This is a genomic window from Kitasatospora sp. NPDC001175 (genome assembly GCF_053598215.1).
Map to the genome: position 1 here is coordinate 115,336 of NZ_JBSFJU010000004.1, position 24,830 is coordinate 140,165.

At 71.3% G+C, this 24,830-nt stretch carries 29 protein-coding genes and 5 pseudogenes; 15 read left to right on the forward strand and 19 right to left on the reverse strand.

Annotated features, from left to right (window positions below):
* Positions 1 to 23 precede the first annotated feature (23 nt).
* Entirely contained in the window at positions 24 to 755 is a 732-nt protein-coding gene (locus ACWDAK_RS04835; protein ID WP_344639155.1) for a hypothetical protein, read from the forward strand.
* Between the two features lie 27 nt (positions 756 to 782).
* Positions 783 to 1,511: a WXG100-like domain-containing protein gene (locus tag ACWDAK_RS04840; protein WP_344639154.1), complete on the forward strand. Its 729-nt coding sequence runs from the start codon at positions 783 to 785 to the stop codon at positions 1,509 to 1,511.
* Positions 1,512 to 1,822: 311 nt separating this feature from the next.
* Here ACWDAK_RS04840 and ACWDAK_RS04845 read toward each other — a convergent pair.
* Positions 1,823 to 1,960 (reverse strand): annotated as a pseudogene (locus tag ACWDAK_RS04845) (exodeoxyribonuclease III); the annotation flags it as partial.
* A 340-nt stretch (positions 1,961 to 2,300) separates the two neighbouring features.
* Between ACWDAK_RS04845 and ACWDAK_RS04850 the strand changes: the two are divergent.
* A pseudogene (locus ACWDAK_RS04850) lies at positions 2,301 to 3,124 on the forward strand (SDR family NAD(P)-dependent oxidoreductase); the annotation flags it as partial.
* A gap of 40 nt (positions 3,125 to 3,164) precedes the next feature.
* Here the strand turns inward: ACWDAK_RS04850 and ACWDAK_RS04855 are convergent.
* From ACWDAK_RS04855 to ACWDAK_RS04880, 6 genes and pseudogenes are all read right to left on the reverse strand, one after another.
* The gene (locus tag ACWDAK_RS04855) at positions 3,165 to 3,326 is read right to left on the reverse strand and encodes a hypothetical protein (RefSeq protein ID WP_427393139.1); all 162 of its coding nucleotides are present in this window, start codon (positions 3,324 to 3,326) and stop codon (positions 3,165 to 3,167) included.
* 90 nt (positions 3,327 to 3,416) lie between these two features.
* Positions 3,417 to 3,650, reverse strand: coding sequence for a DUF6296 family protein (locus ACWDAK_RS04860; protein ID WP_344639152.1), 234 nt, complete (start codon positions 3,648 to 3,650; stop codon positions 3,417 to 3,419).
* Between the two features lie 87 nt (positions 3,651 to 3,737).
* Positions 3,738 to 4,136, reverse strand: a complete 399-nt coding sequence (locus ACWDAK_RS04865) for a DUF2267 domain-containing protein (protein ID WP_344639151.1) — start codon at positions 4,134 to 4,136, stop codon at positions 3,738 to 3,740.
* Positions 4,137 to 4,194: 58 nt separating this feature from the next.
* Complete coding sequence (locus ACWDAK_RS04870; RefSeq protein WP_344639150.1) at positions 4,195 to 4,599, reverse strand: DUF2267 domain-containing protein; 405 nt, start codon at positions 4,597 to 4,599, stop codon at positions 4,195 to 4,197.
* Between the two features lie 44 nt (positions 4,600 to 4,643).
* A pseudogene (locus ACWDAK_RS04875) lies at positions 4,644 to 4,871 on the reverse strand (STAS domain-containing protein); the annotation flags it as partial.
* Between the two features lie 195 nt (positions 4,872 to 5,066).
* Complete coding sequence (locus tag ACWDAK_RS04880) at positions 5,067 to 5,501, reverse strand: Hsp20/alpha crystallin family protein (protein WP_344639149.1); 435 nt, start codon at positions 5,499 to 5,501, stop codon at positions 5,067 to 5,069.
* A 109-nt stretch (positions 5,502 to 5,610) separates the two neighbouring features.
* Here ACWDAK_RS04880 and ACWDAK_RS04885 point away from each other — a divergent pair, with 109 nt between their 5' ends.
* Positions 5,611 to 6,300: a hypothetical protein gene (locus tag ACWDAK_RS04885; protein ID WP_344639148.1), complete on the forward strand. Its 690-nt coding sequence runs from the start codon at positions 5,611 to 5,613 to the stop codon at positions 6,298 to 6,300.
* Positions 6,275 to 6,523 (forward strand): hypothetical protein, encoded by a 249-nt coding sequence (locus tag ACWDAK_RS04890; RefSeq protein WP_344639147.1) that lies wholly within the window; start codon positions 6,275 to 6,277, stop codon positions 6,521 to 6,523. Before ACWDAK_RS04885 ends, ACWDAK_RS04890 begins: the two co-directional genes overlap by 26 nt.
* An 85-nt stretch (positions 6,524 to 6,608) precedes the next feature.
* On the opposite strand, the gene ACWDAK_RS04895 is transcribed toward ACWDAK_RS04890, so the two are convergent.
* Positions 6,609 to 6,845: a hypothetical protein gene (locus ACWDAK_RS04895; protein ID WP_344639161.1), complete on the reverse strand. Its 237-nt coding sequence runs from the start codon at positions 6,843 to 6,845 to the stop codon at positions 6,609 to 6,611.
* Here ACWDAK_RS04895 and ACWDAK_RS04900 point away from each other — a divergent pair.
* From ACWDAK_RS04900 to ACWDAK_RS04910, 3 genes and pseudogenes are all read left to right on the forward strand, one after another.
* Positions 6,807 to 7,055: pseudogene (locus ACWDAK_RS04900) on the forward strand (transposase); the annotation flags it as partial. The gene ACWDAK_RS04895 and the pseudogene ACWDAK_RS04900 overlap by 39 nt on opposite strands.
* A gap of 98 nt (positions 7,056 to 7,153) precedes the next feature.
* Positions 7,154 to 7,480: pseudogene (locus tag ACWDAK_RS04905) on the forward strand (transposase); the annotation flags it as partial.
* Positions 7,481 to 7,751: 271 nt separating this feature from the next.
* A complete protein-coding gene (locus ACWDAK_RS04910; protein ID WP_427393099.1) occupies positions 7,752 to 7,982 on the forward strand; it encodes a DNA ligase-like domain-containing protein in 231 nt (76 codons plus the stop codon).
* A 153-nt stretch (positions 7,983 to 8,135) separates the two neighbouring features.
* On the opposite strand, the gene ACWDAK_RS04915 is transcribed toward ACWDAK_RS04910, so the two are convergent.
* On the reverse strand, positions 8,136 to 8,495 hold the full coding sequence (locus ACWDAK_RS04915) for a nuclear transport factor 2 family protein (protein ID WP_427393100.1): 360 nt from the start codon (positions 8,493 to 8,495) through the stop codon (positions 8,136 to 8,138).
* A gap of 25 nt (positions 8,496 to 8,520) precedes the next feature.
* Entirely contained in the window at positions 8,521 to 9,306 is a 786-nt protein-coding gene (locus ACWDAK_RS04920; RefSeq protein WP_427393101.1) for an SDR family oxidoreductase, read from the reverse strand.
* A 100-nt stretch (positions 9,307 to 9,406) separates the two neighbouring features.
* Between ACWDAK_RS04920 and ACWDAK_RS04925 the strand changes: the two genes are divergently transcribed.
* Positions 9,407 to 9,925: a winged helix-turn-helix transcriptional regulator gene (locus ACWDAK_RS04925; RefSeq protein WP_344639143.1), complete on the forward strand. Its 519-nt coding sequence runs from the start codon at positions 9,407 to 9,409 to the stop codon at positions 9,923 to 9,925.
* A 312-nt stretch (positions 9,926 to 10,237) separates the two neighbouring features.
* On the opposite strand, the gene ACWDAK_RS04930 is transcribed toward ACWDAK_RS04925, so the two are convergent.
* The 3 genes from ACWDAK_RS04930 to ACWDAK_RS04940 all read right to left on the reverse strand — a co-directional run bounded on the left by ACWDAK_RS04930 (position 10,238) and on the right by ACWDAK_RS04940 (position 12,589).
* Positions 10,238 to 10,687 (reverse strand): DUF1931 family protein, encoded by a 450-nt coding sequence (locus ACWDAK_RS04930; protein ID WP_427393102.1) that lies wholly within the window; start codon positions 10,685 to 10,687, stop codon positions 10,238 to 10,240.
* A gap of 37 nt (positions 10,688 to 10,724) precedes the next feature.
* Positions 10,725 to 11,597 carry an NAD(P)/FAD-dependent oxidoreductase gene (locus ACWDAK_RS04935; RefSeq protein WP_344639141.1) on the reverse strand — a complete coding sequence of 291 codons (873 nt, stop codon included), beginning with the start codon at positions 11,595 to 11,597 and terminating at the stop codon, positions 10,725 to 10,727.
* Between the two features lie 182 nt (positions 11,598 to 11,779).
* Complete coding sequence (locus ACWDAK_RS04940; RefSeq protein ID WP_427393103.1) at positions 11,780 to 12,589, reverse strand: exodeoxyribonuclease III; 810 nt, start codon at positions 12,587 to 12,589, stop codon at positions 11,780 to 11,782.
* 244 nt (positions 12,590 to 12,833) lie between these two features.
* On the opposite strand from ACWDAK_RS04940, the gene ACWDAK_RS04945 reads away from it, so the two are divergent.
* Entirely contained in the window at positions 12,834 to 13,631 is a 798-nt protein-coding gene (locus ACWDAK_RS04945; RefSeq protein WP_427393104.1) for a GntR family transcriptional regulator, read from the forward strand.
* A gap of 158 nt (positions 13,632 to 13,789) precedes the next feature.
* On the opposite strand, the gene ACWDAK_RS04950 is transcribed toward ACWDAK_RS04945, so the two are convergent.
* Positions 13,790 to 14,944 (reverse strand): ROK family protein, encoded by a 1,155-nt coding sequence (locus tag ACWDAK_RS04950; RefSeq protein ID WP_425557787.1) that lies wholly within the window; start codon positions 14,942 to 14,944, stop codon positions 13,790 to 13,792.
* A 333-nt stretch (positions 14,945 to 15,277) separates the two neighbouring features.
* Here ACWDAK_RS04950 and ACWDAK_RS04955 point away from each other — a divergent pair, with 333 nt between their 5' ends.
* Positions 15,278 to 15,973, forward strand: a complete 696-nt coding sequence (locus ACWDAK_RS04955; RefSeq protein ID WP_344639137.1) for a class I SAM-dependent methyltransferase — start codon at positions 15,278 to 15,280, stop codon at positions 15,971 to 15,973.
* Positions 15,974 to 16,204: 231 nt separating this feature from the next.
* Here ACWDAK_RS04955 and ACWDAK_RS04960 read toward each other — a convergent pair whose 3' ends face one another.
* The gene (locus tag ACWDAK_RS04960; RefSeq protein ID WP_344639136.1) at positions 16,205 to 16,663 is read right to left on the reverse strand and encodes a MarR family winged helix-turn-helix transcriptional regulator; all 459 of its coding nucleotides are present in this window, start codon (positions 16,661 to 16,663) and stop codon (positions 16,205 to 16,207) included.
* Between the two features lie 171 nt (positions 16,664 to 16,834).
* Here ACWDAK_RS04960 and ACWDAK_RS04965 point away from each other — a divergent pair, with 171 nt between their 5' ends.
* Entirely contained in the window at positions 16,835 to 18,109 is a 1,275-nt protein-coding gene (locus tag ACWDAK_RS04965; RefSeq protein WP_344639135.1) for an alpha/beta hydrolase, read from the forward strand.
* 144 nt (positions 18,110 to 18,253) lie between these two features.
* Here the strand turns inward: ACWDAK_RS04965 and ACWDAK_RS04970 are convergent, their stop codons facing one another.
* Complete coding sequence (locus ACWDAK_RS04970) at positions 18,254 to 18,718, reverse strand: MarR family winged helix-turn-helix transcriptional regulator (protein WP_344639134.1); 465 nt, start codon at positions 18,716 to 18,718, stop codon at positions 18,254 to 18,256.
* Between the two features lie 98 nt (positions 18,719 to 18,816).
* On the opposite strand from ACWDAK_RS04970, the gene ACWDAK_RS04975 reads away from it, so the two are divergent.
* Positions 18,817 to 19,209: a nuclear transport factor 2 family protein gene (locus ACWDAK_RS04975; protein ID WP_344639133.1), complete on the forward strand. Its 393-nt coding sequence runs from the start codon at positions 18,817 to 18,819 to the stop codon at positions 19,207 to 19,209.
* A gap of 133 nt (positions 19,210 to 19,342) precedes the next feature.
* Entirely contained in the window at positions 19,343 to 20,263 is a 921-nt protein-coding gene (gene bla, locus ACWDAK_RS04980; RefSeq protein WP_427393105.1) for a class A beta-lactamase, read from the forward strand.
* Positions 20,264 to 20,340: 77 nt separating this feature from the next.
* On the opposite strand, the gene bioD is transcribed toward bla, so the two are convergent.
* Genes bioD through bioB form a run of 3 tightly spaced genes read right to left on the reverse strand, consistent with a single transcriptional unit; the run spans position 20,341 to position 23,666 of the window.
* The gene (gene bioD / locus ACWDAK_RS04985) at positions 20,341 to 21,090 is read right to left on the reverse strand and encodes a dethiobiotin synthase (protein WP_427393135.1); all 750 of its coding nucleotides are present in this window, start codon (positions 21,088 to 21,090) and stop codon (positions 20,341 to 20,343) included.
* Positions 21,091 to 21,146: 56 nt separating this feature from the next.
* Complete coding sequence (locus ACWDAK_RS04990; RefSeq protein ID WP_427393106.1) at positions 21,147 to 22,466, reverse strand: adenosylmethionine--8-amino-7-oxononanoate transaminase; 1,320 nt, start codon at positions 22,464 to 22,466, stop codon at positions 21,147 to 21,149.
* Positions 22,467 to 22,478: 12 nt separating this feature from the next.
* Positions 22,479 to 23,666, reverse strand: a complete 1,188-nt coding sequence (gene bioB / locus ACWDAK_RS04995) for a biotin synthase BioB (protein WP_427393107.1) — start codon at positions 23,664 to 23,666, stop codon at positions 22,479 to 22,481.
* Between the two features lie 201 nt (positions 23,667 to 23,867).
* On the opposite strand from bioB, the gene ACWDAK_RS05000 reads away from it, so the two are divergent.
* Positions 23,868 to 24,746, forward strand: coding sequence for a hypothetical protein (locus tag ACWDAK_RS05000; RefSeq protein ID WP_344639129.1), 879 nt, complete (start codon positions 23,868 to 23,870; stop codon positions 24,744 to 24,746).
* Positions 24,747 to 24,830 lie beyond the last annotated feature (84 nt).

Sequence of the window (24,830 nt, forward strand, 5' to 3'; positions counted from 1 at the left end):
TCCCCCTGCCCTGGAGAGCCTTCATGAACCTGACCGCGACACTGGCGGGAATGCCAGGAGCCGAGCAGTGGGCAGACCTGCCCGACGCCTGGCACTGGTCCCCCAATCCTCGGTTCAACTTTTCCGCCGTCCTCACCACCGACCGCCGGCACCTCCTGCAGGTGATCGCGCTCGACTTCCACGACGAGGAGCTGGTCCGCGCGCTCCTCGCCTTCGCCCGCGAGCACAGCGCCGAGATCCTCGGCAACCAGCACCCGCTGACCGCGGTGAACGGGTTCACCGTCCCGGGTTACGGGTTCGACACCGCAGTGGCGGTGGCGCCCCGTGCGAACCGCTACCACGCCCAGGACGCGAGCCTGCACGCGGTGACCTACGCGCTCTTCCCGGGCTGGCACTTCGAGTTCTCCGGCACCGAGACCGACAGTGAGGCGTTGTTCCAGGCCTCGCACCCCCAGGGCCTCAGGGCCACCCGCCTGGACCGGCAGCCGGTGCCGTTCCTCAAGATGAGCTACCACAACACCGCGACCGAGTCGCGGAGCGCCTCGGCAAGGCGCGCCCTCGCCAAGGAGGACACGCTCCTTCGCGAGCTGGCGCTGCTGGAGGGTGCCCCGGGCAGCCTCGTGGAGTTCGAGAACTTCCGCCACCAGGTGTGGCGCGCCGAGTGGGACGGGACCTTCGTCCTGACCGGTGAGGGCAGCCGCCTGGAACTCGACCGGGACGGGCTGCTGAGCTTCGCCCGGAATTCTTTGATCTGAAACCGATGAGAAAAGGGGGGCAGCCGGATGGCGATCGAACTACCCGACGAGGTGGCACAGTTCCTGCAGCTCATCGGAATCAATTGGCCGATGGTGAACGAGGACTCGGTGCGGAGCTTCGCCGACCACGTGCGTGAGTTCGCCACCAACATCGACGACACGCACCACCAGGCCACCGGCACCATCAAGGCCATGGCCGACGCCTACCAGGCCAACTCCTACGAACTGCTGGTCTCCAAGTGGGCCCACCTGTCGCAGGGGCACATGAACGAGCTGGTGGAGGCCTGCCACGTGCTCGCCACCGCGCTGGACGCGGCCGCGGAGTTCATCGTGGCGATGAAGCTGGAGTGCATCGCCGAACTGATCGCACTGGCGGTCTCCTTCGTCGCCGACCAGGCCGCCGCCGTCCTCACCCTGGGCCTGGCCGAGGCCGCCGAGGCACTGGTCATCGCGGCGGCCGAGAAGGCCGTCGACTACCTGGAGCAGCAGCTGGTCCAGTACATCACCTCGAAGGTCATCGAGGCCGCCCTCCCGCCGTTGCTCGCTCTCATCGAGAAGGCCGTCGCGGGCATGGCCTACTCTGCTCTGGAGGACTTGCTCGGCGTCTCCGGCGCGGGCCAGAGCCGGGGCGACGGCTTCATGGTGCACCCCGAACAACTACGCGCCCACGCCGAGGTCTTCGCCCGGCACGCCGAGACCGTCCAAGGCCACGCCGAAGCCCTCTCCGGCAAGATGGCCGCACTCAGCTTCACGTGAACCCACCCGGCCAGGGGAGGCCCCGCCTGGCCGCCGGCCGGGCCGTGGGGGGCCGTGCCTCCCGATGGACGGGAGTGCAAGTTATCGGTTCGGTGTCAGTGGTGGTGCGAGTCGGTAGGGCAGCCGCCGGGTGCGCAGCACCGGGGAGCAACCCCCGCGAGCGCGGGGCCGACGCGAACTGGCCCAGTCCGGGCGGCACTTCAGCATCTCTGGATCTCACCAGCGATCTAGACGCGGGCGCCGCGAATCACCTGCTCGCCCCCGGGTGGAGCTGTCTGCCATGGACAGCGGCTCGGCCGGCTCGGCCGGCGTCAGACCTTGTGGTGGTAGGCCACGGTCACCGGTGCGTGGTCCGACCAGCGCTCGGCATGGGTGGCGGCCCGTTCGATGCGGGCGGTGGCGACGTGCCCGGCCAGGCCGGCGGTGGTCATCTGGTAGTCGATCCGCCAGCGGAACGACGCGTTTTCCAAAAGGTCCACCCGTTCGAGTGTGGGTGGTTCGGATGCGTCTGCTGGCCTGGGCGGAAGGGGGCTACCCGTGGGCAGCATGACGACTGCGGCGCCGGTTCGGGCGGTGGTTGGTTCGCGTGTCTCCGACACGCACGGGCAGGACGGGAAGGTTTCGCACCTGATCCAGGCGGAGTCTGCCGCCCGGCATGCGCTGTCGAAGGAGTGGGAGATCGTCGGATCTTTCGAGGACCTGGACGTCTCGGCGGAGATCGCTCCGTGGAAGCGACCGGACCTGGGGCCGTGGCTCACCGACCGCCAGGGCGAGTGGGACGCGATGGTCGCTAGGGCGCTCGCCGAACGCGGGGCCTCCGTGGTGCTCGCCGTGCGCAACGTCGAGAAGGGCGAGCAGGCGGCGGCCCGCATCAGCGGCGAAGTGACCGTGCAGGCTCTGGACCTGACCTCGCTCGACTCCGTCCGGGCCGCAGCCCAGGCCTGCGATCCCGGTACGACCGGATCGACATGCTTATCAACAACGCCGGCGTCATGTACACCCCGAAGCAGACGACCACCGACGGTTTCGAGATGCAGTTCGGGACCAACCATCTGGGCCACTTCGCACTCACCGGCCTCCTTCTGGACCTGATGCTGCCGGTGCCCGGCTCGCGCGTCGTGACGGTCAGCAGCACCGGCCACCGCATCCGGGCCGCGATCCACTTCGACGACCTGCAATGGGAGCGGTCCTACAGCCGGGCCGGCGCCTACGGCCAGTCCAAGCTGGCCAACCTGATGTTCACCTACGAGCTGCAGCGCCGGCTCGCCTCGCACGGCACCACCGTTGCGGTGGCCGCACATCCCGGCCTGTCCAGCACCGAGCTGGTCCGTAACAGCCCTGCGGCCATCCGGCTTCCGCTCACTTGGCTCGCGCCGCTGGTCACCCAAACCCCGGCGATGGGCGCGCTGCCGACCCTACGCGCCGCCGCCGACCCCGCCGTGCTGGGCGGCCAGTACTACGGCCCCGGCGGACGCCTTGAGTTCAAGGGTCACCCTCAGCTGGCCACCTCCAGCGCGCAGTCGTACGAGACAGCCGTCCAGCAACGGCTGTGGGCCGTCTCCGAAGACCTCACCGGCGTGATGTTCCCCGTCGCCCAATCCCAGCAGAACTAGATCCAGCCCGGACCGGCCATCACCAGTTAGCCCGCGCGCCCTACACCTGGTCGTCCTCATCCAGGCCGAGCCCGGCCGCGTCCGGGTCACGCAGCGGGCGCAAGGCCGCAGCGGCCGGGGTGGAGGCGGTGGCGCTGTAGCGGCCGAGCACGTTGCTCTGCGTGCACAGGCGTGAGGGTGCATGTGCAACCGGCGATGTCACGGCGGTGACGGGAACTCGGCCTGTAAACGGCTGCCCACCGGCTCGGGAGTGCGGCACGGCGCCCCGGAACCGAGGGCCGCGAGCATCCGGTCAGGGCAGTGGCACGGCGTGAAGGCAGGCATGGCGGCCGGGTCCCGGCAACGCGGTGAGCGGGCGGGCCACCTCTCCTTCGATCGCCACCCGGAATGCGCCCGTGTCATCCGCGTACACCGGTTCCCCGGCAGCGGTGTACGCACCGGTGAGGTGGACGACGACGATCTCGGGCGGCCCGTGCCGGCCGGGCGGGCCGGGCAGGGTGACCGCGTAGCGCTGGGGTCTGTCCATGGGTCGCCTCGCCTCATCCGGTGTGCGGTTGGGTGCTTGCCAGGGCGGCGCGGAGCGCTTCCGCGCTGGCGGGTCGGGGCCGCTGCTTCAGGCGACGGCGGCCAGGTCCGCGCGGCCGAACAGCAGGGCGTAGCCGCGGGGTAGGTGGGTGAGGAGGCGGTCGGTGAGGCTGTCGTCGGTGAGGGTGGTGAGGGCTGCCAGGACGGAGGAGGCGTCCCAGCGGGCTGCGGTGAGGCTGGTGCCCAGGGTGTGGGCGAGGCTTTCGACGAAGGCTGGGGCGGTGACGGGGCGGGGCAGGGGGATCTGGGCGGCGAAGACGGCGCGGGCCCGCTCGGGCAGGGCAGCGGCGAGGTCGCAGCGTTCGTCGCCGGTGAGCTGGGAGCCGAGGAGAGCCAGGACGGCGTCAAGGACGCGTTCGGCTTCCTCGTCGGTGGGGTAGCGGCCGAGGTGGCGGACCTGCTGGAGGAGGTGGCGGTAGCGGGTCATGACCGTGGGGCCTTCCAGGGCTGGCCGCTGGGCGGGCCGGCGGCGTGTGAGGGGGTGGTCAGGGCCGTGTCCCTGCGGTCGGGCGGCCGAACAGCAGGGCGTAGCCGGGCGGCAGCTGGAGCAAGACCTGGTCCATGAGGTCGTCGCCGGCAGCGTCGGCCACCGTGGACAGGACGGCGCCGATGTCCCACAGCGCCGTGGCCTCGGTGGCGCCCTCGATCCAGGCCGCGGTCGCGCGCACGAACCGCTCGGCGTTGAGGGGCTCGGCGGCCTGCAGCGGGTTGAGCAGGATCAGGGCCATGGTCTCGGGCAGTCGGGCGGCCAGTTCGGCCCGCACCTCGCCGACCAGATGGGCGCCGAGCAGGGCCAGGACCACCCGGGCGGCCCGCTCGGCCTCCTGCGGGCTGTCGTACTCACCGCGCTCCCGAACCTCCTCCAGGAACGCCTCCCATCGAAGCGTCATCGCGGTTCTCCCTCCGTTCCAAGGCCCGGCGCGCCCGGGCGACCTCAAGGCTCAACGGCCAGGCGCCGATGCAGACCGGTCAGCTTGAGCAGCCGCACCACGCAGCGGCCGGCCCCGCGCAGGACCAGGCGGGCACCGCACCGGTCGGCCTGGTTGCGGGCCCGCACCAGGGCGCCCAGGCCCGCGCAGTCCATGAACGTCACCTCTGACAGATCCAGCACCACCTCCCGGTGTGACTCGAGCGCGGTGGCCAGAGCACGGCGCAGCGAGGGGCGGTGCCGAGGTCGATCTCGCCGTGCGCTCGCACGAGGAAGGGCTGGTTGCTCTGGCCGTTCATGGCGTTTGTGCGTCGCTGCGGGTAGGCCGGTCCGGGCGAGGCCAGCCCGGCGGTCGGGGGGTGTTCCGGCCGCCCCTGTCGATCGAGGGGGGAGAGATCGGGGGCGGCCGGAACGGCATCGGGGAACGGGTCAGGCCTGGATCTGCTTGCGGCTTCCGCTGTGGCTGATCGCGACCTTGCGGGGCTTGGCCTTCTCGGCGACCGGGATCTTCAGGGTCAGCACGCCGGCGTCGTAGTCGGCGGTGATCCCGGCGGGGTCGAGGGTGTCGGAGAGCATGACCTGGCGGGAGAACACGCCGAGGGGGCGCTCGGACAGCTCCCACTTGATGCCCTCGCCTTCCTGGCGCGGGCGGCGTTCGGCCTTGACGGTGACCATGTTCCGCTCGACGTCGATGTCGATCGCCTCCGGGTCAACCCCCGGCAGGTCGAAGCAGATCACGTACTCGTCGCCGGCCCGGTAGGCGTCCAGCGGCATCGGCGTCGGACGCGACCAGGTGCCGGTCGTGTTGAGGAACTGCTGGGTCAGCCGGTCCAGCTCGCGGAACGGGTCAGTGCGCAGCAGCATTGCGAAACACCTCCACTGATCGAATGGGTGCCAGTGCGCTTCACCTGACTCCTTTCTAGCGCGTCATCCATCCGATGACAAGTTGCTATGTCGCCTATAGAGTGACTGCATGAGTGAGAAGTCCCGCAGAGCCGCCCCCGACGCCTCCCCGCCAGCCGGGCCCGCCTCGTTCCTGGCGGCCGCGGCGGCGCTGGCCGCCATCGACGACGCCGTCCGCACCGCCCAGAGCCCCGCGTCCCAGCCCCCGACCGCCCCTGACGAGCATGAAGGCCCCGAGCAGGCCCTGGCCGCACTCGTCCTGCTGCGCGAACTGCGCGGCCAGCTCGCCGGCTGGGAAGCCGGCCTGGTGGAGAGCGCCCGGGAGGCCGGCGCCACCTGGGCCGACCTCGCCCACCCGATGGGCGTCGCCAGCCGCCAGGCCGCCGAGAACCGCTACCTGCGCCTCAAGCCCGCCGCCGGCGACGCTTCGCGGTCCGGTACCGGCGCCGAACGGGTCAAGGCCGCCCGCGACCGGCGGGCCGCCGACCGATCGGTCACCGCCTGGGCCCGCGACAACGCCGCCGAGCTGCGGGTCCTCGCCGCCCAGATCACCACGGCCGCACTCGCTCCCGGCGCCCGTCCTGCCCAGGCCGCCCTGACCGCCGCCCTCGGCGCCACCGACCCCGCCGACCTCATAGAGCCCCTCGCCGCCATCCGCCCCCACCTCGGCACCGGCCAGAGCGACCTCGCCACCCGCCTCGACGCCCTCACCCACCACACCACCCAGCTCCGCGATGACAGCGACCGACGCCGCGCCTGACCCCGTCTCCGCCGCCGAAAGGCGCTGGCAGGACCTCCTGGACCGGATCCACGACCTCGAAGCCCGAGTGGCCGCCACCACGAGCAGCGTCAACGCCGCCCTCGACCACCACCTCGCCCGGCTCGACGCCCTGCGCCACCACCTCACCCACCCCAACTGGCCACTGCCCGACCCTGATCCGGGCAGTCCGCAAACCACTCCGGCGAACAACCGGCCTGCCTGACAGGGTCGGGAGCCACCGCAAAGGGAGTGTCATGAATCAGGTGGACACCCTGTTCAAGGGAGACACTGATGAGCTCGCTGACGGATCAGCAGATCGGGTCGGTTCCTGACGGGTCGGTTTCGTCGGAGCCGGAAACTGCCGATGCCTTGGGCATGGGTCCGAGGACGAGTACGGGTGCGTCGGATGTGGTGGCCTCGGTCGCCGGGCTGGCGACCGAGCAGGCCAGGGCCGGCGGGAGCAGCTGCTCGGTGATGGCGGGCTGCTGCAGCAGCTGACTCGGCACTTGCTCCAGGAAGCCCTGGAGGCCGAGATGGACGAACACCTGGCCTCGACCGCGGAGCCGGGCCGCTCGGTGCGCAACGGCGGCAACGCGCGCAACGGCCACCGGATGAAGACCGTGATGACCGAAGCCGGACCGGTCACACTCGAGGCGCCCAGGGACCGGGCCGGCACGTTCGACCCCAAGGTCGTGCCCCGGCACGCACGCCGCACCGAGGGCCTGGACAACCTTGTGGTCTCGCTGACCGCGAAAGGCCTGACCAGCGGCGAGATCGTCGCCCACGTGGCCGAGGTCTACGACATGACGACCAGCAGCGGCCCGGGGACCGCTTCGCCGACTTCACGGCCGCCTGGCAGGCGAACTACCCAGCCGTCGTGCGACTGTGGGAGAAGGCTTAGCCGCAGATGGTCCCTTCCTCGCCTTCGACGACGAGATCCGCAAGATCATATGCACCACCAACGCCATCGAGAGCCTGAACTCCCGCTACCGCAGGGCCGCCGGCGCCTGCGGCCACTTCCCCAACGGCCAGGCCGCCCTCAAACGGCTCTACCTGGCCACCCTCGCCCTCGACCCCACCGGACGCGGCCGCCAGCGCTCGCTGGAGCAGCCGCTGGATGGCCGCCCTCAACGCCTTCGACATCGCCTTCGACGGGCGCCTGTCAGCCGGACGGACGTAGGCCACCCGGCCCACACCCGCCACGAAGATCAACACCTAGGCCAACCAGGTGCCGTACACCTAGATCGTGATAGTCCCGCCTGTGGCGGTCGCTGCGCCTGGAGCGGGACGCGCAGCGGGGTAGTAGATGTCGGGCATGGACTGGTCGCTGCCGGACCCGATGTTGACCGTAGCGGTGAACAGTCCCGAGCTGCGCGCGGGGCGGGCAGCTGAACCGAAGTGGGACGGCTATCGCTGGGGGCTGGAGGTGCACGCGCACCAGGTGGTGGTGCGTGCGTTCCCGCCTTGGCACCGGCCTGTCCGGTGCGTTCCCTGAGATCCGGGACACCGCGCTCGCCCAGCTGCCGGAGGGCATCGGGCTGGACGGGGAACTCGTGGTCTGGGAGGACTGGCGGCTCGCCTTCGATGCGCTCCAAGCCCGTGCCGGTGCGCGGGGCGCCCGGGCGGTGGCGGCGTCCTGGGAGCGGCCAGCGCACTTCGTGGCGTTCGACCTGTTGCACTGATGGGGATCTTTGAATCTCCTCACCCTGTGCTGAGGATGGCCCCGGAGTTGCTCGCCTTGATTCCTCAGGCGTGCACGTGCTGGTCTGCGGGTGGATGCCGAACTCGACGGCTGGCTCTTGATCGGGTGGCTGGGTGGGCACATGGGAGCGGTCTCAGGGTTCGATGGAGAGGTGTTCGATGAGGTCGTCGCGCAGCGTGAACCGATAGCGGAGATCGATGGTGCCGCCGGGGAAGTTGCCTTCGAGGTGGTGTGTGGCGATGTAGTGGGCCGTGTCGGCCTCCTGAGCGTTCGTGAGGTGGATGGTGTAGGTGAATTCGGTGGCGGATCGGTCCAGCCACTGCTCAATCGCGGAGCTGCCCCGGTAGGTGTTGCCGTCGTCGATCACTGTGGCGTCGTCGGTGAACGTCGTGATCGCGGTGCCGGTGTCATGGGCGCGGTGCGCTGTGAGGTAGCGGGTGATCACCTCGGGCAGGTCGTCCGGGGTGATGGTCCGGGGCTGGTTGCCGTGCATGACGCTCCTGATGGTGGTGGCGGGTTCAGACGGTGGGGGTGGTGCCGCCGTCGATGACGTGTTCGGCGCCGACGATGGCCGAGGCGCGGTCGGAAACGAGGAAGGCGACGAGCTCGGCGACTTCCTCGGGCCGGTTGGGACGGCCGAGCGGGATGCCGCCCAGGGAGTCCATGGGCCGGCCCAGCGCCGCTTCCTGACTGATGCCGGCGTCGTGGGCGATCCGGGCGACGAGGTTGTCGGCGGCCGAGGTCTGGACGAAGCCGGGTGAGACGGTGTTGACGCGGACGCCGTGCGGGGCGACCTGGTTGGCCAGGCCCTTGCTGTACGTGGTCAGGGCGGCCTTGGCAGCGGCGTAGGCCAGGGTGCCGTTCCACAGCGGCATGCGGCGCTGGATCGAGGTGACGTGCACGACCGCGCCCTTGCCCGTGGCGATCATGTGCGGCAGGAGGGCGCGGTCCAGTCGGACGGCGGCCAGCAGGTTCGTGTTCGGTTCCCTGGCCCAGTCGTCCTCGCCGAGCGCGGCGAATCCTCCTGCCGGTGCCTCGGAGCCGCCGAGGGTGTTGACCAGGATGTCGACGGCTCCCACGCGGGCTTCCACCTCGGAGGCGACCTGGGCGGCGCCCTGGGCGGTGGACAGGTCGGCGGTGATGAAGGTCTTCTCCTCGACGTCGTCGGGGCGGCTGCGGGCGGTGACCAGTACGGTCGCGCCGGCCTCGGCGAGCCGTCGGGCGATGGCGGCTCCGGTGCCCTTGGTGCCGCCGGTGACCAGAGCGCGTTGGCCTTCGAGGGATTCGCTGATGGATGTGGTCACGGTGTGCTCCGTTCCCGGGTGCGGGTAGTCATGGCGCCACCCCCCGCCCCTACTGCTAAAATAGAAGCTACTAACTTCGACTTTAGCAGTAACTGAGGGGATGGTCGCCTTGGCAAGCCGGATCAGGCTGGAGGACCGGGAGTGCCCACTGTCCACGACGGTGGAACACGTCGGCGAGTGGTGGACACTGCTGATCCTCCACGACGCCTTCGACGGCTACACCCGCTTCGACCAGTTCCAGGAGAGCCTGGGCATCTCCTCCAGCATGCTCACCACCCGGCTGAAGACCCTGGTCGCGGACGGTCTGCTGGAGCGCCGGCCATACCAGACCAGCCCCGTCCGGCACGAGTACGTACTCACCGAACTCGGGCGCTCGCTGCGCCCGGTGATCGTCGCCCTGGCCGCGTGGGGCAATGCCCGCCTCAGGCCGACGGAGCGCAGCATGATCCTCGTCGACGCGCGCAGCGGTGAGGAAGTCGAGCCCGTCGTCGTCGACGCCAAAACCGGCCGCCGACTCGACGACAGCACCGCCTACGTCTTCGCCGCGGGCCCCGCAGCCAGCGACGCGATGCGCAGCCGCTACGCGGCACGGCCGGCCGTTCCCGCGGAAGAGGCGTAAGCCCGCCCAGAAGAGCCTCGTACAGCCTTGAGCAGGGCCGCGAGCACGGGCTGCACCTGACCGCCTCGCAGCACCGGTTGTCGCTGGCGTGGTACCTGCCAACCCTCCCAAGTCGTTGAGAACTGAATCAAGTGAGGCGAGGAGCAACACCGGTCGTTTCCAAGAATCCCCAGCAGCACTCGGGCGAGGCCGACCGGCGGTATCGGTAAGTCAGGGCTATTGGTACTTGCGGGGGATGTCTTGCTGATCGTCTCCGGTACGCGCGGGGGACCGGCAGGGCCGGCGGAACCGCCGGTCTGGTGGATGCCCCGCTCAGATCAGCAGGTCGAAGAGTTCGAAGGCCTCATCCCACTGGTCCGTGGAGGGGCGGCGGGTGTCGCGGGCGATGGTTTTGAGGGCGCGGGCGAGGGCGACGCTGAGGCCGCCGGCCAGGACGGGCAGCCGCTGCTGGGTGTCCTCGGCGGCCTCCATGCCGAGGGCTGGGCGGGCGGCTAGCTGGTCGAGCAATGGGCGGAGTTCGATGCCCTCCTCCAGCTTGTTGAAGGCGTGGATGCTCTCCTGCAGGCCTTTGGTGACGGGGAGGTCCTGCGGCTCGATGATGTCCCGGTTGTTGGCCTTGGCATTGGCCGCGCCGATGAGAAAGAGGTCGTAGAGCTTGGCGTCCACAAAGTCGTTGTAGCGCTTGAGGTCGTTCTTGTGGACATCGAGGCCGGCGGCTGCGCGGAAGAAGCGTTCGAACTTGGGAACACCCATGACGGGCATGGCATTTTTCCTTTCTCGCTCGATGGATGAGCTGAGGTCATCGGGTGGCGGGTGGTCTCACCTCCTCGAGGTGCTCGTGGGCCAGGCGGACGGCCATGGCGCCCTCGCCTACTGCGGAGGCCACCCGCTTGACCGAGCCGCTGCGGACGTCGCCGACGGCGAAGACCCCGGGCAGGCCGGTCTCCAGGGCGAGTGGGGCGCGGCCCAGGGGATTCCAGAGGTCCGCTGCCACATGGGCCACGTCCTGCCCGGTCGGAATGAAGCCACGCGGGTCCAGAGTGACGGCGCCGACGAGCCAGGAGGTGGCAGGGCGCGCGCCGATGAAGACGAAGAGGGCACGGGCCTCCAGCACCTGCTGCTCGCGGGTGCGGTTGTCCCGGACGACGACGGCTTCGACCCGGTCCTCGCCGGTGACCTCTTGGACCTCGGTATGCAGCCGGACATGGATCCGCGGGTTCTGCTCGATCCGGTCGATCAGATAGCGGGACATGTTGTGGCCCAGGTCTTCGCCGCGGACTAGCAGATGCACGGCGGGCGACTCGCGTGCCAGGAACAGGGCTGCTTGGCCGGCAGAGTTGCCGCCGCCGACGACGGCCACCGTGTCAAGACGGCAGGTCCGTGCCTCCCAGAGGGTGGCGGCGTAGTGGACCCCAAGTCCCTCGAACCGCTCGATGCCGCGGGCGGTCAGCCGTCGGTAGCGAGCGCCGGTGGCCACCACCACGGTGTTGGCGGCGACTGGCAACCCGCAGGAGGGCGATGCTGCCCCACGTACTCCCGCCTGTTCGGCGATCCCTCCACCGGTCACGCCTGCGGCAGCGATCCTCGAGCGGCGCTGAAGCAGGCGCTTCACGTTGGCCTTCGCCCCCACGTCCTTTTGCGGGATCCGGGCCGGCGCCTGAGGCTGGCTCATCCGACTTCTACAAATCGAGTCGTTTCCTTGACCTGCGTCCGGCCTCTCCACACCACACGGTGAGACCTTCCACCGCGTGGTGTGCGGATGCTCTGACGGGCAGGCAAACGCTTTGTTTCGGCCCCGACCGGATGCGGTTTGACTGAGGGGGTCTCACCTGGCCGCTCTATCTTCCGCCAGTGCTAGTGGAGTTGGCCGAAGTCGAAAACTGCTGTGACGGGTGCGTGGTCGGACCAGCGCTCGGCGTGCGAGGCGGGCCGCTCGACGTAGGCCTCGATGCAGGTGGCCGCGAGTATCTGACTGGCCATCAGATAATCAATCCTCCAGCCGCTGTCGTTGTCGAAGGCCCGGCCCCGGTAGGACCACCAGCTGTACGGGCCGTCCTGGTCGGGGTGCAGGCGGCGGACCACGTCGACGTAGCCGGCCTCGTCCAGGACCCGGGTCAGCCAGGCGCGTTCCTCCGGGAGGAAGCCGGCGTTCTTCTGGTTGGCCTTCCAGTTCTTCAGGTCGGCGGGCTGGTGGGCGATGTTCCAGTCGCCGCAGACCACGACCTCGCGGCCGTCCTCCGCGGCCCGCTCGCGCAGCTGGACCAGGTGGACGAGGAACTCCGCCATGAAGCGCTCCTTCTCCTCCTGGCGCTCGGTGCCGACCTCGCCGGACGGGAGGTAGAGGCTGGCCACCGTCAGCCCCGGCAGGTCGATCTCGGCGTAGCGGCCCGAGCTGTCGAACTCCGCCGAGCCGAAGCCGATCACCGTACGCTCCGGAGCCCGCCGGGAGAGCACGGCCACCCCGGCCCGGCCCTTGGCGGCGGCCGGTGCCCAGAGGGCGTGCCAGCCGGACAGGTCACGCAGTTCGGCGGGCAGCTGCTCCGGCTCGGAGCGCACCTCCTGCAGGCAGACCACATCCGCCTCGGTGGCCGCCAGCCACTCCAGGAAGCCCTTCTTGGCAGCAGCCCGGATGCCGTTCACATTCACACTCGTCACCACGATCACCGGGGAAGGGTATCCGTCCGGCCTCCGTCGCAGCGAGCGACCGCGCCCGGCCGCACCGGCCCGGATGAGGGTCCGATGAGAAGGACGTGTGCGGTTGCATTGGTCTTGACCATCTCTCCGGGCGCCCCTAGGGTCGCTTACTGCAAAGACCTTTAATAAAGAAGGACTGATAAAGCCTGCCCCTCCCACCTGCCACAACACCGGGCACGGGGTCGCTGTGAGGTCCTTCAGGGCGGAGGACACGGTGGGGCAAGGACAGCCGGCGGCAGCACCGGAGCCCAAGTACTGGCACCTGCGCACGGTGCTGCTCCGTACCATCGAGGCGGAGTTCTCCACCGGTCAGGTCATCCCGAACGAGCGTGAGCTGTCCGCCCGGTTCGGCGTGGCCCGCGCCACCCTCCGGCAGGCACTTGACCAGCTGGAGCTGGAGGGCCGACTGGTCCGCCGGCGCGGCATCGGCACCCTGATCGCCGCGCCCCGTGTCGGCATCCCGGTCGGCAGTCCGGTCGGCGGCCCGGCCGAGAACGGTCCCGGATCCGCCGGTGGCTCGACCTGGCGCACCGTGGACTGTGTGAGCGCCCCCGCCTCCGCCCAGCTGGCCCTGGCGCTCGGCATCCCGGCGGGTGAGACGGTGCACACCGTGCGCCGGCTGCGGGTGGTGCAGGGGCGGACGATGGCCGCCGAGTCGCTGCACGTGCCGGAGTCGGCCGTTCCGCACCTGCCCGCCGTTCCGCGCGTGGTCGGCGGTACCGCCGAGCAGGACCGGGCGAAGTCGGTGCTCCGGCAGCTGGAGCGGCTCGGTGTGGACGGTGAGTCCCGCTCGGTCGAACTCGGCGTCGCCGAGGCCGAGGAGGCCGCCCTGCTGGAGCGCCCGCCCGGCACCCCGGTCCTGGTGGTCACCACCCAGTACGCGGTGGCGGGCCGGCTGGTCGCCCTCGCGCTCTCCACCTACCGGGCGGACACCTGCAAGCTCACCTTCGGCGAGATGGGCAAGGTCGAGGTCACCCCGGTCCAGGCGGGCGCGATCCGTACCGCCTCCTGAGCCGTACCGAAGCACACACGTCCCGGAGGCAGCCGGTGAACCCCCGGGGGGTGCGGTGAACTACGCGAAGCGGCAGGGGACTTCGGCCGACCGGGTCTGACGGGTCCCCGGCCACGCGTGGCCCCTGGCATGTCCGGCCCGGCGGCCGGGCAACGCCCCTACCGCGCACCGGCCCCCGGCGGGTCGACCGCGAAGAGCTGTTCCTCGACGTGGTCGAGCGCGACCCGCAGGGCCCCCATCGCGACCACCTCCTCGCCGAGTGCCGCCAGCGCCACCTCCGGCGCGCGCAGGCAGTAGAGCGCCAACTGCTCGCGCAGCGGCTCCAGTACGCCGTCCAGGCCGGCCGCCCAGCCGCCGACCACCACCAACTCCGGGTCCAGGGCCAGCACCAGGGCCGCGACGTCGTGCACCAGCCGCCGCAGGAACCGGTCCATCGCCACCCGGGCGACCTCGTCGCCCTCCCGTGCCAGTCGCAGCACCCGGGCCACCGCCGCCTCGTCCAGCGGGTCCAGCGGTTTGCCGGTGGTGGACAGCAGCCGCTCGGGCGCGGCCTCCTGGCCGAGCAGGTGCAGCGCGCCGATCTCGCCGGCCGCACCGCCGAAGCCCCGGTGCAGCTTGCCGTTGATCAGCGAACCCGCGCCCGGGCTGAGCCCGGCCATCACGAAGACCACGTCGCCCTTGCCGACGGCGGCGCCCTGCCAGTGTTCGGCGATGGCGGCCAGGTTGGCGTCGTTCTCGATGATCACCGGGCAGCGGAAGGAGCGGCGCAGCCGGGCGCCGAGGTCCAGGCCGGTCCATCCCGGCATCGCGGTGCCGAGTCGGATGGTGCCCTCGCGGTCCACGATGCCGGGGCTGCCGACGGCGACCGCCCAGAGGCTGTCGCGGGCGACGCCGGTGCCGCGCAGGATCTCGGCGACGATCGCGCGCACCGCGCCGAGCCGCTCGTCGGCGTCCAGGGCCTCGTCGACCCTTCTGGCCGCGGTGCCGAGCAGCTGGCCGGTCAGGTCGGCGACCACCACCCGGATGCCGTGCACGCCGATCTCGATGCCCAGCACATGTCCGGCTTCGGCGCGGAAGCGGAACCAGCGGGCCGGGCGGCCGCGTTGCCGGGTGCCCGGCGGCGCCTTGGCGGGGGTGTGGTCGACCTCGGCGACCAGGCCGGACTCGATCAGGCCCTCGACCACCCCCTCGACGGTCGGCCGGGACAGGCCGGTGTCGCCGACGAGTTGGGTGAGCGTGACCGGCCGGCCGCCTCGCAGCGTGCGCAGCGTGACCGCCGCGTTGATCCGTCGCAGCAGGGAGGAGTCCCCCACGGTGAGCCGACCTGCCAAGTCCCTGCCCTTCCGCGTACGCGCGACAGCTCTGGCGCGCGGTGCCGTGCGCGCAGACCCCCGACCGTCCCGCGAGCATCCGCCGACCGGACGGCGCGACACGGGGTTACGGCGCCGGAGGGCGTGAGCCGGATGCTACTCGCCGGTCACCGCTCTGGCGAGCATTTCCCCAGCTCATAGTGGCTTCGGTATCGAAACGGTACATACCGGGTGAGGGTCGGGTGTGCATCTTGGGCGAGCGGGTCGGGCCCGGCCGGGCCACCTGCCGCAGCGGTAAGGTCTGTTCACTTGCCGCTGTGAGCAGAGGGGAGCGCCATGTCCGGTGCCACCGCAACCACCGGGGCCGGTGAGGCCTTCGTGTTGGAGCAGACCAGCCTCGGCCCCGTCCCGTTCGTGCCGGAGATCCGGTTGCACCAGGCTGAGGAGGCCATCGAACTCTGGGAGCGGACCGAGGCGGCGAAGGGCGAGGCCGGACTGCCGCCCCCGTTCTGGGCGTTCGCGTGGGCCGGGGGAGTCGCGGTCGCCCGCTATGTGCTTGACCACCCGGAGGCGGTGGCGGGCACGCGGGTGCTGGATGTTGCCGCCGGTTCGGGCGTGGTCGCCATCGCGGCGGCCCTGAGCGGGGCAACCTCGGTGCGGGCCGCGGAGATCGACGACTACGCGGTGGCCGCCGTCGCGCTGAACGCCGAGGCGAACGGCGTCACGGTCACCGCCGAGTGTGCCGACCTGCTGGACGGTGACGGTGCGGGCGCCGACGTGGTGCTGGCCGGGGACGTGTTCTACGAGCGTGCGATGGCCGCCCGCTTCCTGCCGTTCCTGGAGCGCGCGCACGCCCGGGGAGCGCTGGTGCTGGTCGGCGACCCGGGCCGGGCGTATCTGCCCAGGGAACGGTTCCGGGCCCTCGCCGCCTACGAGGTGCCGGTGATGGCGGACCTGGAGGACCGGGCGGTGAAGAGGACCACGGTGTGGCGGCTCGACGGGGCGCCCGCGGTGCCCGCGCAGGACCACTGAACCCACCTGCCGGCAAAGGACGCACCTGATGTCGAAGAACTCATTCGACGGCAAAGGGAGTTCGGCTTTCCAGGAGGGTCGCGTCCGCTGGGTCGGCGGTATGGCCCGACGGCATCACGAGCCGCCGCGCCGCCCCGGGCGGGGGAGTGGCGACGGGGCCGGTTCCGCGCTGCGCCCGGGGCGGGCGGGCGTCCGGGGGCCTGCCGCCGGCGGCGCGGGAACCGTCCGCCTTCACAGCTGGTCGTAGATGGCGACGAGCCGGCGCAGTACGTCGGTGGTGGTGCCCAGGGCTTCGTCGTCGTGGTGGGCGAGTGCGGTGTGCAGGGCCTGGAGCAGGCCGTCCTGGCGTTCCCGGTGGCGGGCGCGGCCGGCGTCGGTGAGGGCGACCAGGGTTGACCGCTTGTCGTCCGGCCGGCGTTCGCGGGTGACGTAGCCGGCCGCGACGAGTCCGTTGACCAGTTGGGTGGTGGCGGCTCCGGTGGTCTCGGTGCCGGCGGCCAGTTGGTTGATCGAGAGCGGGCCGGTTTCGGCGAGCACCCGTAGTGCGCGGGCGTGGGTGAGTGAGAGCGCGCCGGGGGTGCGGGTGGCGCGTCCGCGCAGACGCGCATCGGCGGCGCTGAGGCTGTAGGCGGCGCGGGCGAGTTGGTCCAGGGCCTGCTCGCGGGCTGTGGCGGCCGAGGGTTGGGTCATCTGCGGCTCTCCCGTCGGATGGATCAGTGGTGGTGGGTCCGGTATCGGCGCGGGTTCGTGCGGGTTGACAACGAGCTTAGCCTAAGTACTTATTGATTAAGTACTTAGCGAACTGCTGAGTGCCGGAGTGCGTCGGACGTACTCCGCACACCCCATGAGAGGACGGCTGCCGTGACCGTTCGTTCGACCGGCCAGAGCTGGGCCCTGGACATCGCGCTCGCCCAGGGCGGCTTCGACGCGCTGCACCCCGAAGCCAAGGGCACCCTTGAGCAGCTCGGCCACGACCACACGGACTTCGACAAGGTCTTCGCCCTGGTCAAGAGCGGTGCCATGCTTCCCAAGGCGTGGGCCACCGTGGCCGGGCAGGCCGAGGAGCGCGCCGCGCACCATGAGCGGGGAGGCTTCGCGCAGACGGCCGCCGACCTGTACGTCCGGGCCGCGGTGATGTGGGGCCGGGCCCAGTACTCGGTCTTCGACGCGTCCGACCCGCGCAAGGCCGCGATGCGCGAGCACGCCAACCACTGCGTCGAGCGGCTCGGCGCCCTGCGTGGCGGACGGGTCCGCCGAGTGGTCCTCGACTTCGAGGGCGGCCGCATCCACGGACTGCTGCACCTCCCGGCGGGGGAGGTCAAGGGCGCGCCGGCGGTCATTCTCGGCCCCGGGATGGACATGATCAAGGAGGACTACATCTACGCCGCGGAGCGCTACTACACCTCGCGCGGCATGGTCGCGCTCTCGATCGAGGGTCCGGGGCAGGGCGAGAGCCGAGCGAACGGCCTTGCCGTCGACCTGGCCAACTACGAGCGCGCGATCGGCCGTTACCTCGACCACCTGGTCGCCCTGCCTGAGGTCGATCCGGCCCGGATCGGCATGTTCGGCATCAGCATGAGCGGATACTGGGGTTCGCGGGCGGCCGCCACCGACCGGCGCCTGGCGGCACTGGCCGCCTTCGAGGCGGTGACCGGCGACTTCCGGACCATCTTCGAGGGGGCGCAGCCGACCTTCAAGAACAACTACATGTACATGGCCGGCTACACCGACGAGCAGGCCTTCGACCGCGACCTCGCTGAGCGGATGCCGCTCGGCGACCTGGTCGGGAGCATCGAGTGCCCGGTCCTGTACGGCATCGGTGAGTTCGATGAGCTCACCCCGCTGGAGCAGGCGATCGAGAGCTTCGAGCGGATCGCCGCCCCGAAGGAACTGCGGGTCTACGAGAACGAGTTCCACCCGCTGGGCGGGGTGGCCGCCGAGGTCTTCCGCTTCGGCGCGGAGTGGCTGGAGCGGGCGCTGAACGGCGAGTTCGCCGAGACGGGCCGGGACGTGCGTCACTACGTCCACCGCGACGGACGCACCACCGACCACACCGCCGACCCTGCCTGGTGGCTCGGCACGGTCCCCGCCCGGATCGCCGATGCCCGGAACGGACACGGCGGCGCCCGAGGGTGAGGCGCCGGGCCCGTGCGGGGCGTCCGCGGCCGGAGCGTTCCTGTGTGGCCGGCCGGCCGGGCGTGGCGGCAAGGGCGGGTCCGTCCTGCCGGGACCGGGCACCGTCCTGCCGGGACCGGGCATCGGGCTGCCGGCGGCGCCCTGTCAGGGGGCGAAGGGACCCTCCTCGACGAAGCGCTGGAGGAGGCGGGCGAACGTCCGTGCCTCCTCGGCCGGCCAGGCGTCGAGGGAGGCCTCGATCCGGGTGGCCAGCCGCTGCCGGGTGGTCCGTACGATGCGGTGGCCCTGCTCGGTCAGGACGAGCAGGGTGGCGCGACGGTCGGCGGGGTCGGGTTCGCGCCGCAGCAGACCGGCCTGTTCGAGGCGGTCGGCGCGCCGGGTCACGTTGGAGCGGTCGAGACCGGCTTCACGGGCGAGGTCGGCGGCACTGATGGGTCCGGTGCGGGCCAGGCCGCTGAGGACCGGGTAAGTGAGCTCGTCGACCGCCTCGCCCAGGCCCTCGGTCAGCTGGTGGTAGAGGCGGGCGCGCGTGGTCCGCCTCAGGAGTAGCCCCAGTGCGTCGGCGATCTCGTGTCCCGTGTCGTTCAGTCCTGCGTCATTGGTAGCCACGTCTCCAGAATAGCGTGCAACGCGCACGCACCCGAGTGATACGCTCCTCTAGAAGCGTGCATGAGGCACGCATCTCGCCGCATGAACGGAGAAACACCATGTCCCGTACCGACATCGCGACCGCGCTGACCGACCTGCTCTTCAACCCCGCGCTGGATCTGCACCAGGCCGCGGACCGGCACTTCGCCCCGGACTACCGTCAGCGCACCGATGGCCGCTGGGACGACCGCGCCGGGTTCCTCACCCACATCGACCACCTGCGCCAGGTGGTGGCCGGCGGCTCCATCACCGTGCACGAGGAGCTCGTCGACGGTGACCGGTACGCGGACCGGCACACCGTCGACGTGACGAAGACCGACGGGTCCACCGTGCGCATGGAGGTCTACCTCTTCGGGGAGTTCGCGCCCGACGGACGCTTCCGCCGGATCGAGGAGACCACGCTCATGCTCGCCGGTGCCGAGGCCGACCGGAACCTCGGCAGCGCCCGCTGACCCGTCCCCGCCGTCCGCCGTCCGCTCGGAACTCCGCTCGGAACTCCGGGCGGACGGCGGACGCGGAACTGCCGATGGCCCCGATGGCGTGAGTGCAAGGAGAAGTCCCTGTGACGTCACGGAGGAAGGTCTGATGCAGAAATCCTCACAAGTCCGACCCGTCCGGCGGAAGTTCCTCGCCGTTGGGGCCGCGGCGGCTCTCACCGCGGTCGTCTCCACGGGCGGCGGAGCGGAGGCGGCGCCGCGGGACGCGGACGGGATCGCGGGGCGCCTGCGCGAGCTCGAACTCGAACACGCCGCCCGGCTCGGGGTGTTCGCCCGCAACGAGGCCACCGGCGAGACCGTCGAGTACCGCGCGGACGAGCGCTTCCCGATCTGCTCGGTGTGGAAGCCGCTCGCCGCCGCGGCGCTGCTGCGGGACTTCGCCCAGAGCGGGGACCACCTCGCCAGGCGCATCCGGTACACCGAGAAGGACGTCACCGACTCGGGCTACGCGCCGGTCACCGGCCGGCCGGAGCACCTCGCTGACGGCATGACCGTCGCCGACCTGTGCGCCGCCGCGATCAGCTACAGCGACAACGCCGCGGGAAACCTGCTGCTGCGCGAACTCGGCGGTCCCACCGCGATCACCAGGTTCTGTCGGACCGTCGGCGACACGACGACCAGGCTCGACCGCTGGGAACCCGAGCTGGACTCGGCCGAGCCGTGGCGGGTCGAGGACACCACCAGCCCGCGCGCCATCGGTCGGACCTACGCGAGCCTGACGCTCGGCGACGCCCTCGCGGCCCGCTCCAGGGACCGGCTGACCGGATGGCTGCTGGCCAACACGACCGGCGGGCAGCGCTTGCGGGCCGGTCTGCCCGCCGACTGGGCGCTGGCGGACAAGACCGGTGCCGGGAAGTACGGCACCAACAACGACGTGGGCATCGCCTGGCCGCAGGACCGGGCCCCGATCCTGCTCTGCGTACTGACGACCAGGCACGTGGCCGACGCACCGGCTGACGACCTGCTGGTCGCCAAGGCGGCGGAGCTGCTGGCGGGAGCACTGGTCTGACGCAGGCCGAGCCGGAAGCCGTTCGCCCTCCCGCGGTAAGAACGGCGGGAGGGCGAACGGCGCAGATCGGCGGGCCGTCAGAAATCGATCCGGTGCCCGGCGGTGAACGCCGCCGCGTCCCAGGTGCCGCCGAGGGCGGGCGCGAGCGAGATCCGGGCGGAGTGCTGGAAGGGGGTTTCGGGGCTGCCGGTGATGCCCTCGGGGAGTACGCCGAGCAGCGGCGCGCCGGCCGAGGCCGGCAGGTCGGCGAGGTTGCAGCAGGAGGCCAGGTCCGGCTCGGCGGGCCAGCACCCGACCACCACACCGGCCAGGTCCAGGCGGCGGGCGCGCAGTGCCTCGGCGCTGAGCGCGGTGACGTTCAGGGTGCCGAGTCCGGCCGCCGCGACCAGCAACACCGCGGGCCGCAGGCCGAGTTCGGCCGTGGCGAGGGCCATGTCGGCGAGTGTGTGGCCCTCCTCGTCGTAGCGGACGAGCAGGCCGCCCGCGCCCTCGACGAGCACCAGGTCGTACTGTTCGGCGAGTTCGACCACGGTCTCGGCCACCCGCTTGGGGCCGACCGTGGGCAGCCCGGACCGCCGGGCGGCGGTGTCGGGTGCCAACGGCTCGGGGTAACGGGCGAGTTCGACCCGGTGGACGGGGCCCGCCAGGCGGCAGACCTCGTCCACGTCGCCGGCCTCGTCCGGGCCGACCCCGGTCTGGCCCGGCTTGAGCACCGCCACGGTGCGTCCGGCGGCCAGCGCCAGCGCCGCGACGGCCGCGGTGGCGACGGTCTTCCCGACCTCGGTGCCGGTGCCGGTGACGAACAGGACGCCGTCGATGCCGCTCATGCCGCTGCTCTCCGTGCTCTCCGTGCTCTCCGTGCCGTTGGCCGCCTCGTCGCCGTTCATCCCGCCACCGCCGCGGCGGTCACTGCGGCGCCGATCCGCGCCAGGTCCTCGTCCCCGGTGATGTACGGGGGCATGGTGTAGATCAGGTCGCGGAACGGCCGCAGCCAGACGCCCTCGCGGACGGCGGCCTCGGTGGCCGCGGCCATGTCGACCGGGTGGTCCAGCTGCACCACGCCGATCGCGCCGAGCACCCGCACGTCGCGTACGCCGGGTACCCCGGCCGCGCCCGCGAGCGAGTCCCGCAGGCCGGTCTCGATCCGCTTGACCTCCTGCTGCCAGTCCTGACGCAGCAGCAGGTCGATCGAGGCGTTCGCGACGGCGGCGGCCAGCGGATTGCCCATGAAGGTAGGTCCGTGGGCCAGCACCGGCACCTCGCCCCTGCTGATGCCGTTCGCGACCTCGCCGGTGCACAGGGTGGCGGCCAGGGTCAGGTAGCCGCCGGTGATGGCCTTGCCCAGGCACATCACATCGGGGGAGATCCCGGCGTGCTCGGCGGCGAACAGCGCGCCGGTGCGGCCGAAGCCGGTGGCGATCTCGTCGAAGACCAGCAGAACGCCGTGCCGGTCGCACAGTTCGCGCAGCAGCCGCAAGTACTCGGGGGAGTGGAAGCGCATCCCGCCCGCGCCCTGGACCACCGGTTCCACGATCACCGCGGCCAGCTCGTCGGCCTCACGCTCGATCAGCTCGGCCAGCTCGGCCGCGTAGCCGGCGTCCAGCGGGGCGTCGAAGCCGGCCGGGGGCTCGCCGACGAACAGCTGGCGCGGCAGCACCCCGCCCCACAGCTGGTGCATCCCGCCCTCGGGGTCGCAGACCGACATGGGGTGGAAGGTGTCGCCGTGGTAGCCGCCGCGCCAGGTGAGCAGCCGCCGCTTCTCCGGACGGCCGATCGACTGCCAGTACTGCAGGCACATCTTCATCGCGACCTCGACGGACACCGAGCCCGAGTCGGCCAGGAAGACGTGCTGCAGCGGTTCGGGAGTGATCTCGACCAGCCTGGCGGCCAGCCGGACGGCGGGCTCGTGGGTGAGCCCGCCGAACATCACATGGCTCATCCGGCCGAGCTGGTCGCGGACGGCCTGGTCCAGCTCGGGGTGGCCGTAGCCGTGGATCGCGGCCCACCAGGAGGACATGCCGTCGACCAACTCGCGGTGCCCGCCCGCCGGTTCGGCGAGCCGCAGCCGTACCCCGGAGGCGGACTCGACGACGTACGGGGTGGCCTTGCCGGGCATCGGCGAGTACGGGTGCCAGACGTGCGCCCGATCCAGCGCGACGAGCCGGTCGACCGGGAGAGGGGTGCCGGGGGAGAAGGGTGCCATGGTCGTGCGGCCTCAGGCGTTCGGCGCCAGCTCGGTACCGGCACCGCGGCGCCGCACCCGGACCAGGTCGGTGCGGGCCTCGTCCGCGCTGCCGGCCACCGTGTCGGCCGCGGTGTCGGTGGCGACGTCGGCGGTGGCGTCGCCGCACGGGTGGCAACCGCCGCCCGAACCGCAGGAGCCCGCACCCGCCACGTCGGCCCGGTGCCGGGGCATGGTCGCCTCGTCGGCGCCCTCGACCACGAAGCCGGCGTCCTTGATCATGTCCAGGTCGGCCTGTCCGGCCTGCCCCTCGCTGGTCAGGTAGTCACCAAGGAAGATCGAGTTGGCGATGTGCAGACCGAGCGGCTGCAGCGTGCGCAGGTGCACCTCGCGGCCGCCGGCGATCCGGACCTCGACGTCCGGGCAGACGAAGCGGACCATGGCGAGGATCCGCAGGCAGCGCTGCGGGGTGAGGTTCCACGTCTTGGCCAGCGGGGTGCCCTCGAACGGGATCAGGAAGTTGACCGGCACCGAGTCCGAACCCAGCTCGCGCAGCGCGAAGACCACGTCCACCAGGTCCTCGTCACTCTCGCCCATGCCCGCGATCAGACCGGAGCAGGCCGAGAGACCGGCGCCGTGCGCCTTCTGGACGGTGTCCACCCGGTCGGCATAGGTGTGGGTGGTGGCGATGTCGCCGTAGGTGCCCTCGGAGGTGTTCAGGTTGTGGTTGTACGCGTCCGCACCGGCCGCGCGCAGCCGTTCGGCCTGGTTGTCGGAGAGCAGCCCGAGGCAGACGCAGACCTCGACGTTCTCGTTGGCCTCCTTGACCGCGGAGATGGTGTCGGCGACCCGCTCGATGTCACGGTCCGTCGGACCGCGCCCGCTGGCCACCAGGCAGACCCGCTTCGCACCACCGGCCAGCCCGGCGGCGGCGGCCTCGGCGGCCTGCTCCGGCTTCAGCCAGGTGTACTTGAGGATCTCGGACTTGGAGCCGAGCCGCTGTGAACAGTAGCTGCAGTCCTCCGGGCAGAGCCCGCTCTTCATGTTCACCAGGTAGTTGAGCTTGACCCGGCGCCCGAACCACTGCCGGCGTACCCGGCCGGCTGCCGCGACCACGTCCAGCAGCTCGTCGTCGGTGGTGGAGAGAACTGCGAGCGCCTCGTCCCTGGTGGGGAGTTCCCGGCGCAGGCCCTTGGCGGTGAGGGTGTCGAGCAGATCCATGGTCTTGATCCTGCCCAAACAACCCGTGCTCGCGCTAGGGAGAACCCACCAAGATGGCCCATTGGGCGTGTGCGAGTTGTCACAATGCCGTGGTTCTTCGATCCCTGACGAAGAGGGCAGGTCGGTGGGGTCGGGGACGGTTGGTGTAGGTTGACGGGTGAAGTCAGCCGATTGAGGGTCCGTCTGCTTAGAATCTCCGCCATGACCACGCAGGGGGAGCGCGATCCGCATCCGGTAGGCCAGCAGGAGGGCAAGTCCGCCCACACCCATCGGGGCGCAGGGCGCCGTCCCGTACTGGTGTGGTGCGCGCTGGTGGTGGTGGCCGCCACGGGGGCGGGCTGGATCGCCACCAGTTCCAGCAAGGGCGACCTGATACCCGGCCTCGGCCGGACGAGTTCCGACGTCGGCAAGACGCTTCCGGTCGGCGGCGTGGCGTCCGGCGAGCCGTTGACGGAGGCCGAGGCCTTCACCGCGGACCACTACTTCCCGCCCCAGCGGCCGGTCGAGCAGGACGGCTACAAGGCCCGCCGGATCGCCGACCGGGAGGGCGACGACTGCGCCGAGACGCTCCAGGACCGCACCCACGACGTGCTCCGCGACACGGGCTGCCAGAGCTTCCTCGCGGTCGGCCTCAACGAGGCGGACCCGTCGGTGGTCACCAGCCTGACGGTGCTGCGGTTCGCCGACGAGGCGTCCGCCCGCAAGGCGCTGAACGCGTTGAAGGACACCCCGGACGCGATCACCTTCCTCACCCCGGAGACTGCGGACGGGCCCCCGCCCACGCCGTCCCTTTCGCCCTCGCCCAGTTCCTCGGCGGCCGGCCAGTCGCCGGGCCCGGGTGGGCAGCCGTCGCCGGCGCCGTCACAGAGCCAGCAGCCCACCGGGAGCCCGTCGAGCAATCCCGCCACCCCCAAGCCGCTGACGGACAGCCAGGTCGAGGTGGTCGGCCACTACCTGACCATCACCAGCTCCCGCTACGCCGACCTCCGCACCACCGGCAGCGCCACCCCGGACCCGGCCCTCGACCGGGCCACCCGGGCCGTCTCCTTCACGGCCGGCTCGACCTTCCTGTGGATGTGAGCCCCGCGCGGACGGGAGGACGCCGCCGGCCGGGCCGGTGCAACTGACGCGGGCCCCGCACGGTACCGCCGGTCGCGCGGCGTC

Coding starts and splice junctions, on each gene's coding strand:
- ACWDAK_RS04835 (WP_344639155.1), top strand. CDS start 24: ATGAACCTGACCGCGACACTGGCGGGAATGCCAGGAGCCGAGCAGTGG.
- ACWDAK_RS04840 (WP_344639154.1), top strand. CDS start 783: ATGGCGATCGAACTACCCGACGAGGTGGCACAGTTCCTGCAGCTCATC.
- ACWDAK_RS04860 (WP_344639152.1), bottom strand. CDS start 3,650: ATGGACAGACCCCAGCGCTACGCGGTCACCCTGCCCGGCCCGCCCGGC.
- ACWDAK_RS04865 (WP_344639151.1), bottom strand. CDS start 4,136: ATGACCCGCTACCGCCACCTCCTCCAGCAGGTCCGCCACCTCGGCCGC.
- ACWDAK_RS04870 (WP_344639150.1), bottom strand. CDS start 4,599: ATGACGCTTCGATGGGAGGCGTTCCTGGAGGAGGTTCGGGAGCGCGGT.
- ACWDAK_RS04880 (WP_344639149.1), bottom strand. CDS start 5,501: ATGCTGCTGCGCACTGACCCGTTCCGCGAGCTGGACCGGCTGACCCAG.
- ACWDAK_RS04885 (WP_344639148.1), top strand. CDS start 5,611: ATGAGTGAGAAGTCCCGCAGAGCCGCCCCCGACGCCTCCCCGCCAGCC.
- ACWDAK_RS04890 (WP_344639147.1), top strand. CDS start 6,275: ATGACAGCGACCGACGCCGCGCCTGACCCCGTCTCCGCCGCCGAAAGG.
- ACWDAK_RS04915 (WP_427393100.1), bottom strand. CDS start 8,495: ATGCACGGCAACCAGCCCCGGACCATCACCCCGGACGACCTGCCCGAG.
- ACWDAK_RS04925 (WP_344639143.1), top strand. CDS start 9,407: ATGGTCGCCTTGGCAAGCCGGATCAGGCTGGAGGACCGGGAGTGCCCA.
- ACWDAK_RS04930 (WP_427393102.1), bottom strand. CDS start 10,687: ATGCCCGTCATGGGTGTTCCCAAGTTCGAACGCTTCTTCCGCGCAGCC.
- ACWDAK_RS04935 (WP_344639141.1), bottom strand. CDS start 11,597: ATGAGCCAGCCTCAGGCGCCGGCCCGGATCCCGCAAAAGGACGTGGGG.
- ACWDAK_RS04955 (WP_344639137.1), top strand. CDS start 15,278: ATGTCCGGTGCCACCGCAACCACCGGGGCCGGTGAGGCCTTCGTGTTG.
- ACWDAK_RS04960 (WP_344639136.1), bottom strand. CDS start 16,663: ATGACCCAACCCTCGGCCGCCACAGCCCGCGAGCAGGCCCTGGACCAA.
- ACWDAK_RS04975 (WP_344639133.1), top strand. CDS start 18,817: ATGTCCCGTACCGACATCGCGACCGCGCTGACCGACCTGCTCTTCAAC.
- bla (WP_427393105.1), top strand. CDS start 19,343: ATGCAGAAATCCTCACAAGTCCGACCCGTCCGGCGGAAGTTCCTCGCC.
- bioD (WP_427393135.1), bottom strand. CDS start 21,090: ATGAGCGGCATCGACGGCGTCCTGTTCGTCACCGGCACCGGCACCGAG.
- ACWDAK_RS04990 (WP_427393106.1), bottom strand. CDS start 22,466: ATGGCACCCTTCTCCCCCGGCACCCCTCTCCCGGTCGACCGGCTCGTC.
- bioB (WP_427393107.1), bottom strand. CDS start 23,666: ATGGATCTGCTCGACACCCTCACCGCCAAGGGCCTGCGCCGGGAACTC.
- ACWDAK_RS05000 (WP_344639129.1), top strand. CDS start 23,868: ATGACCACGCAGGGGGAGCGCGATCCGCATCCGGTAGGCCAGCAGGAG.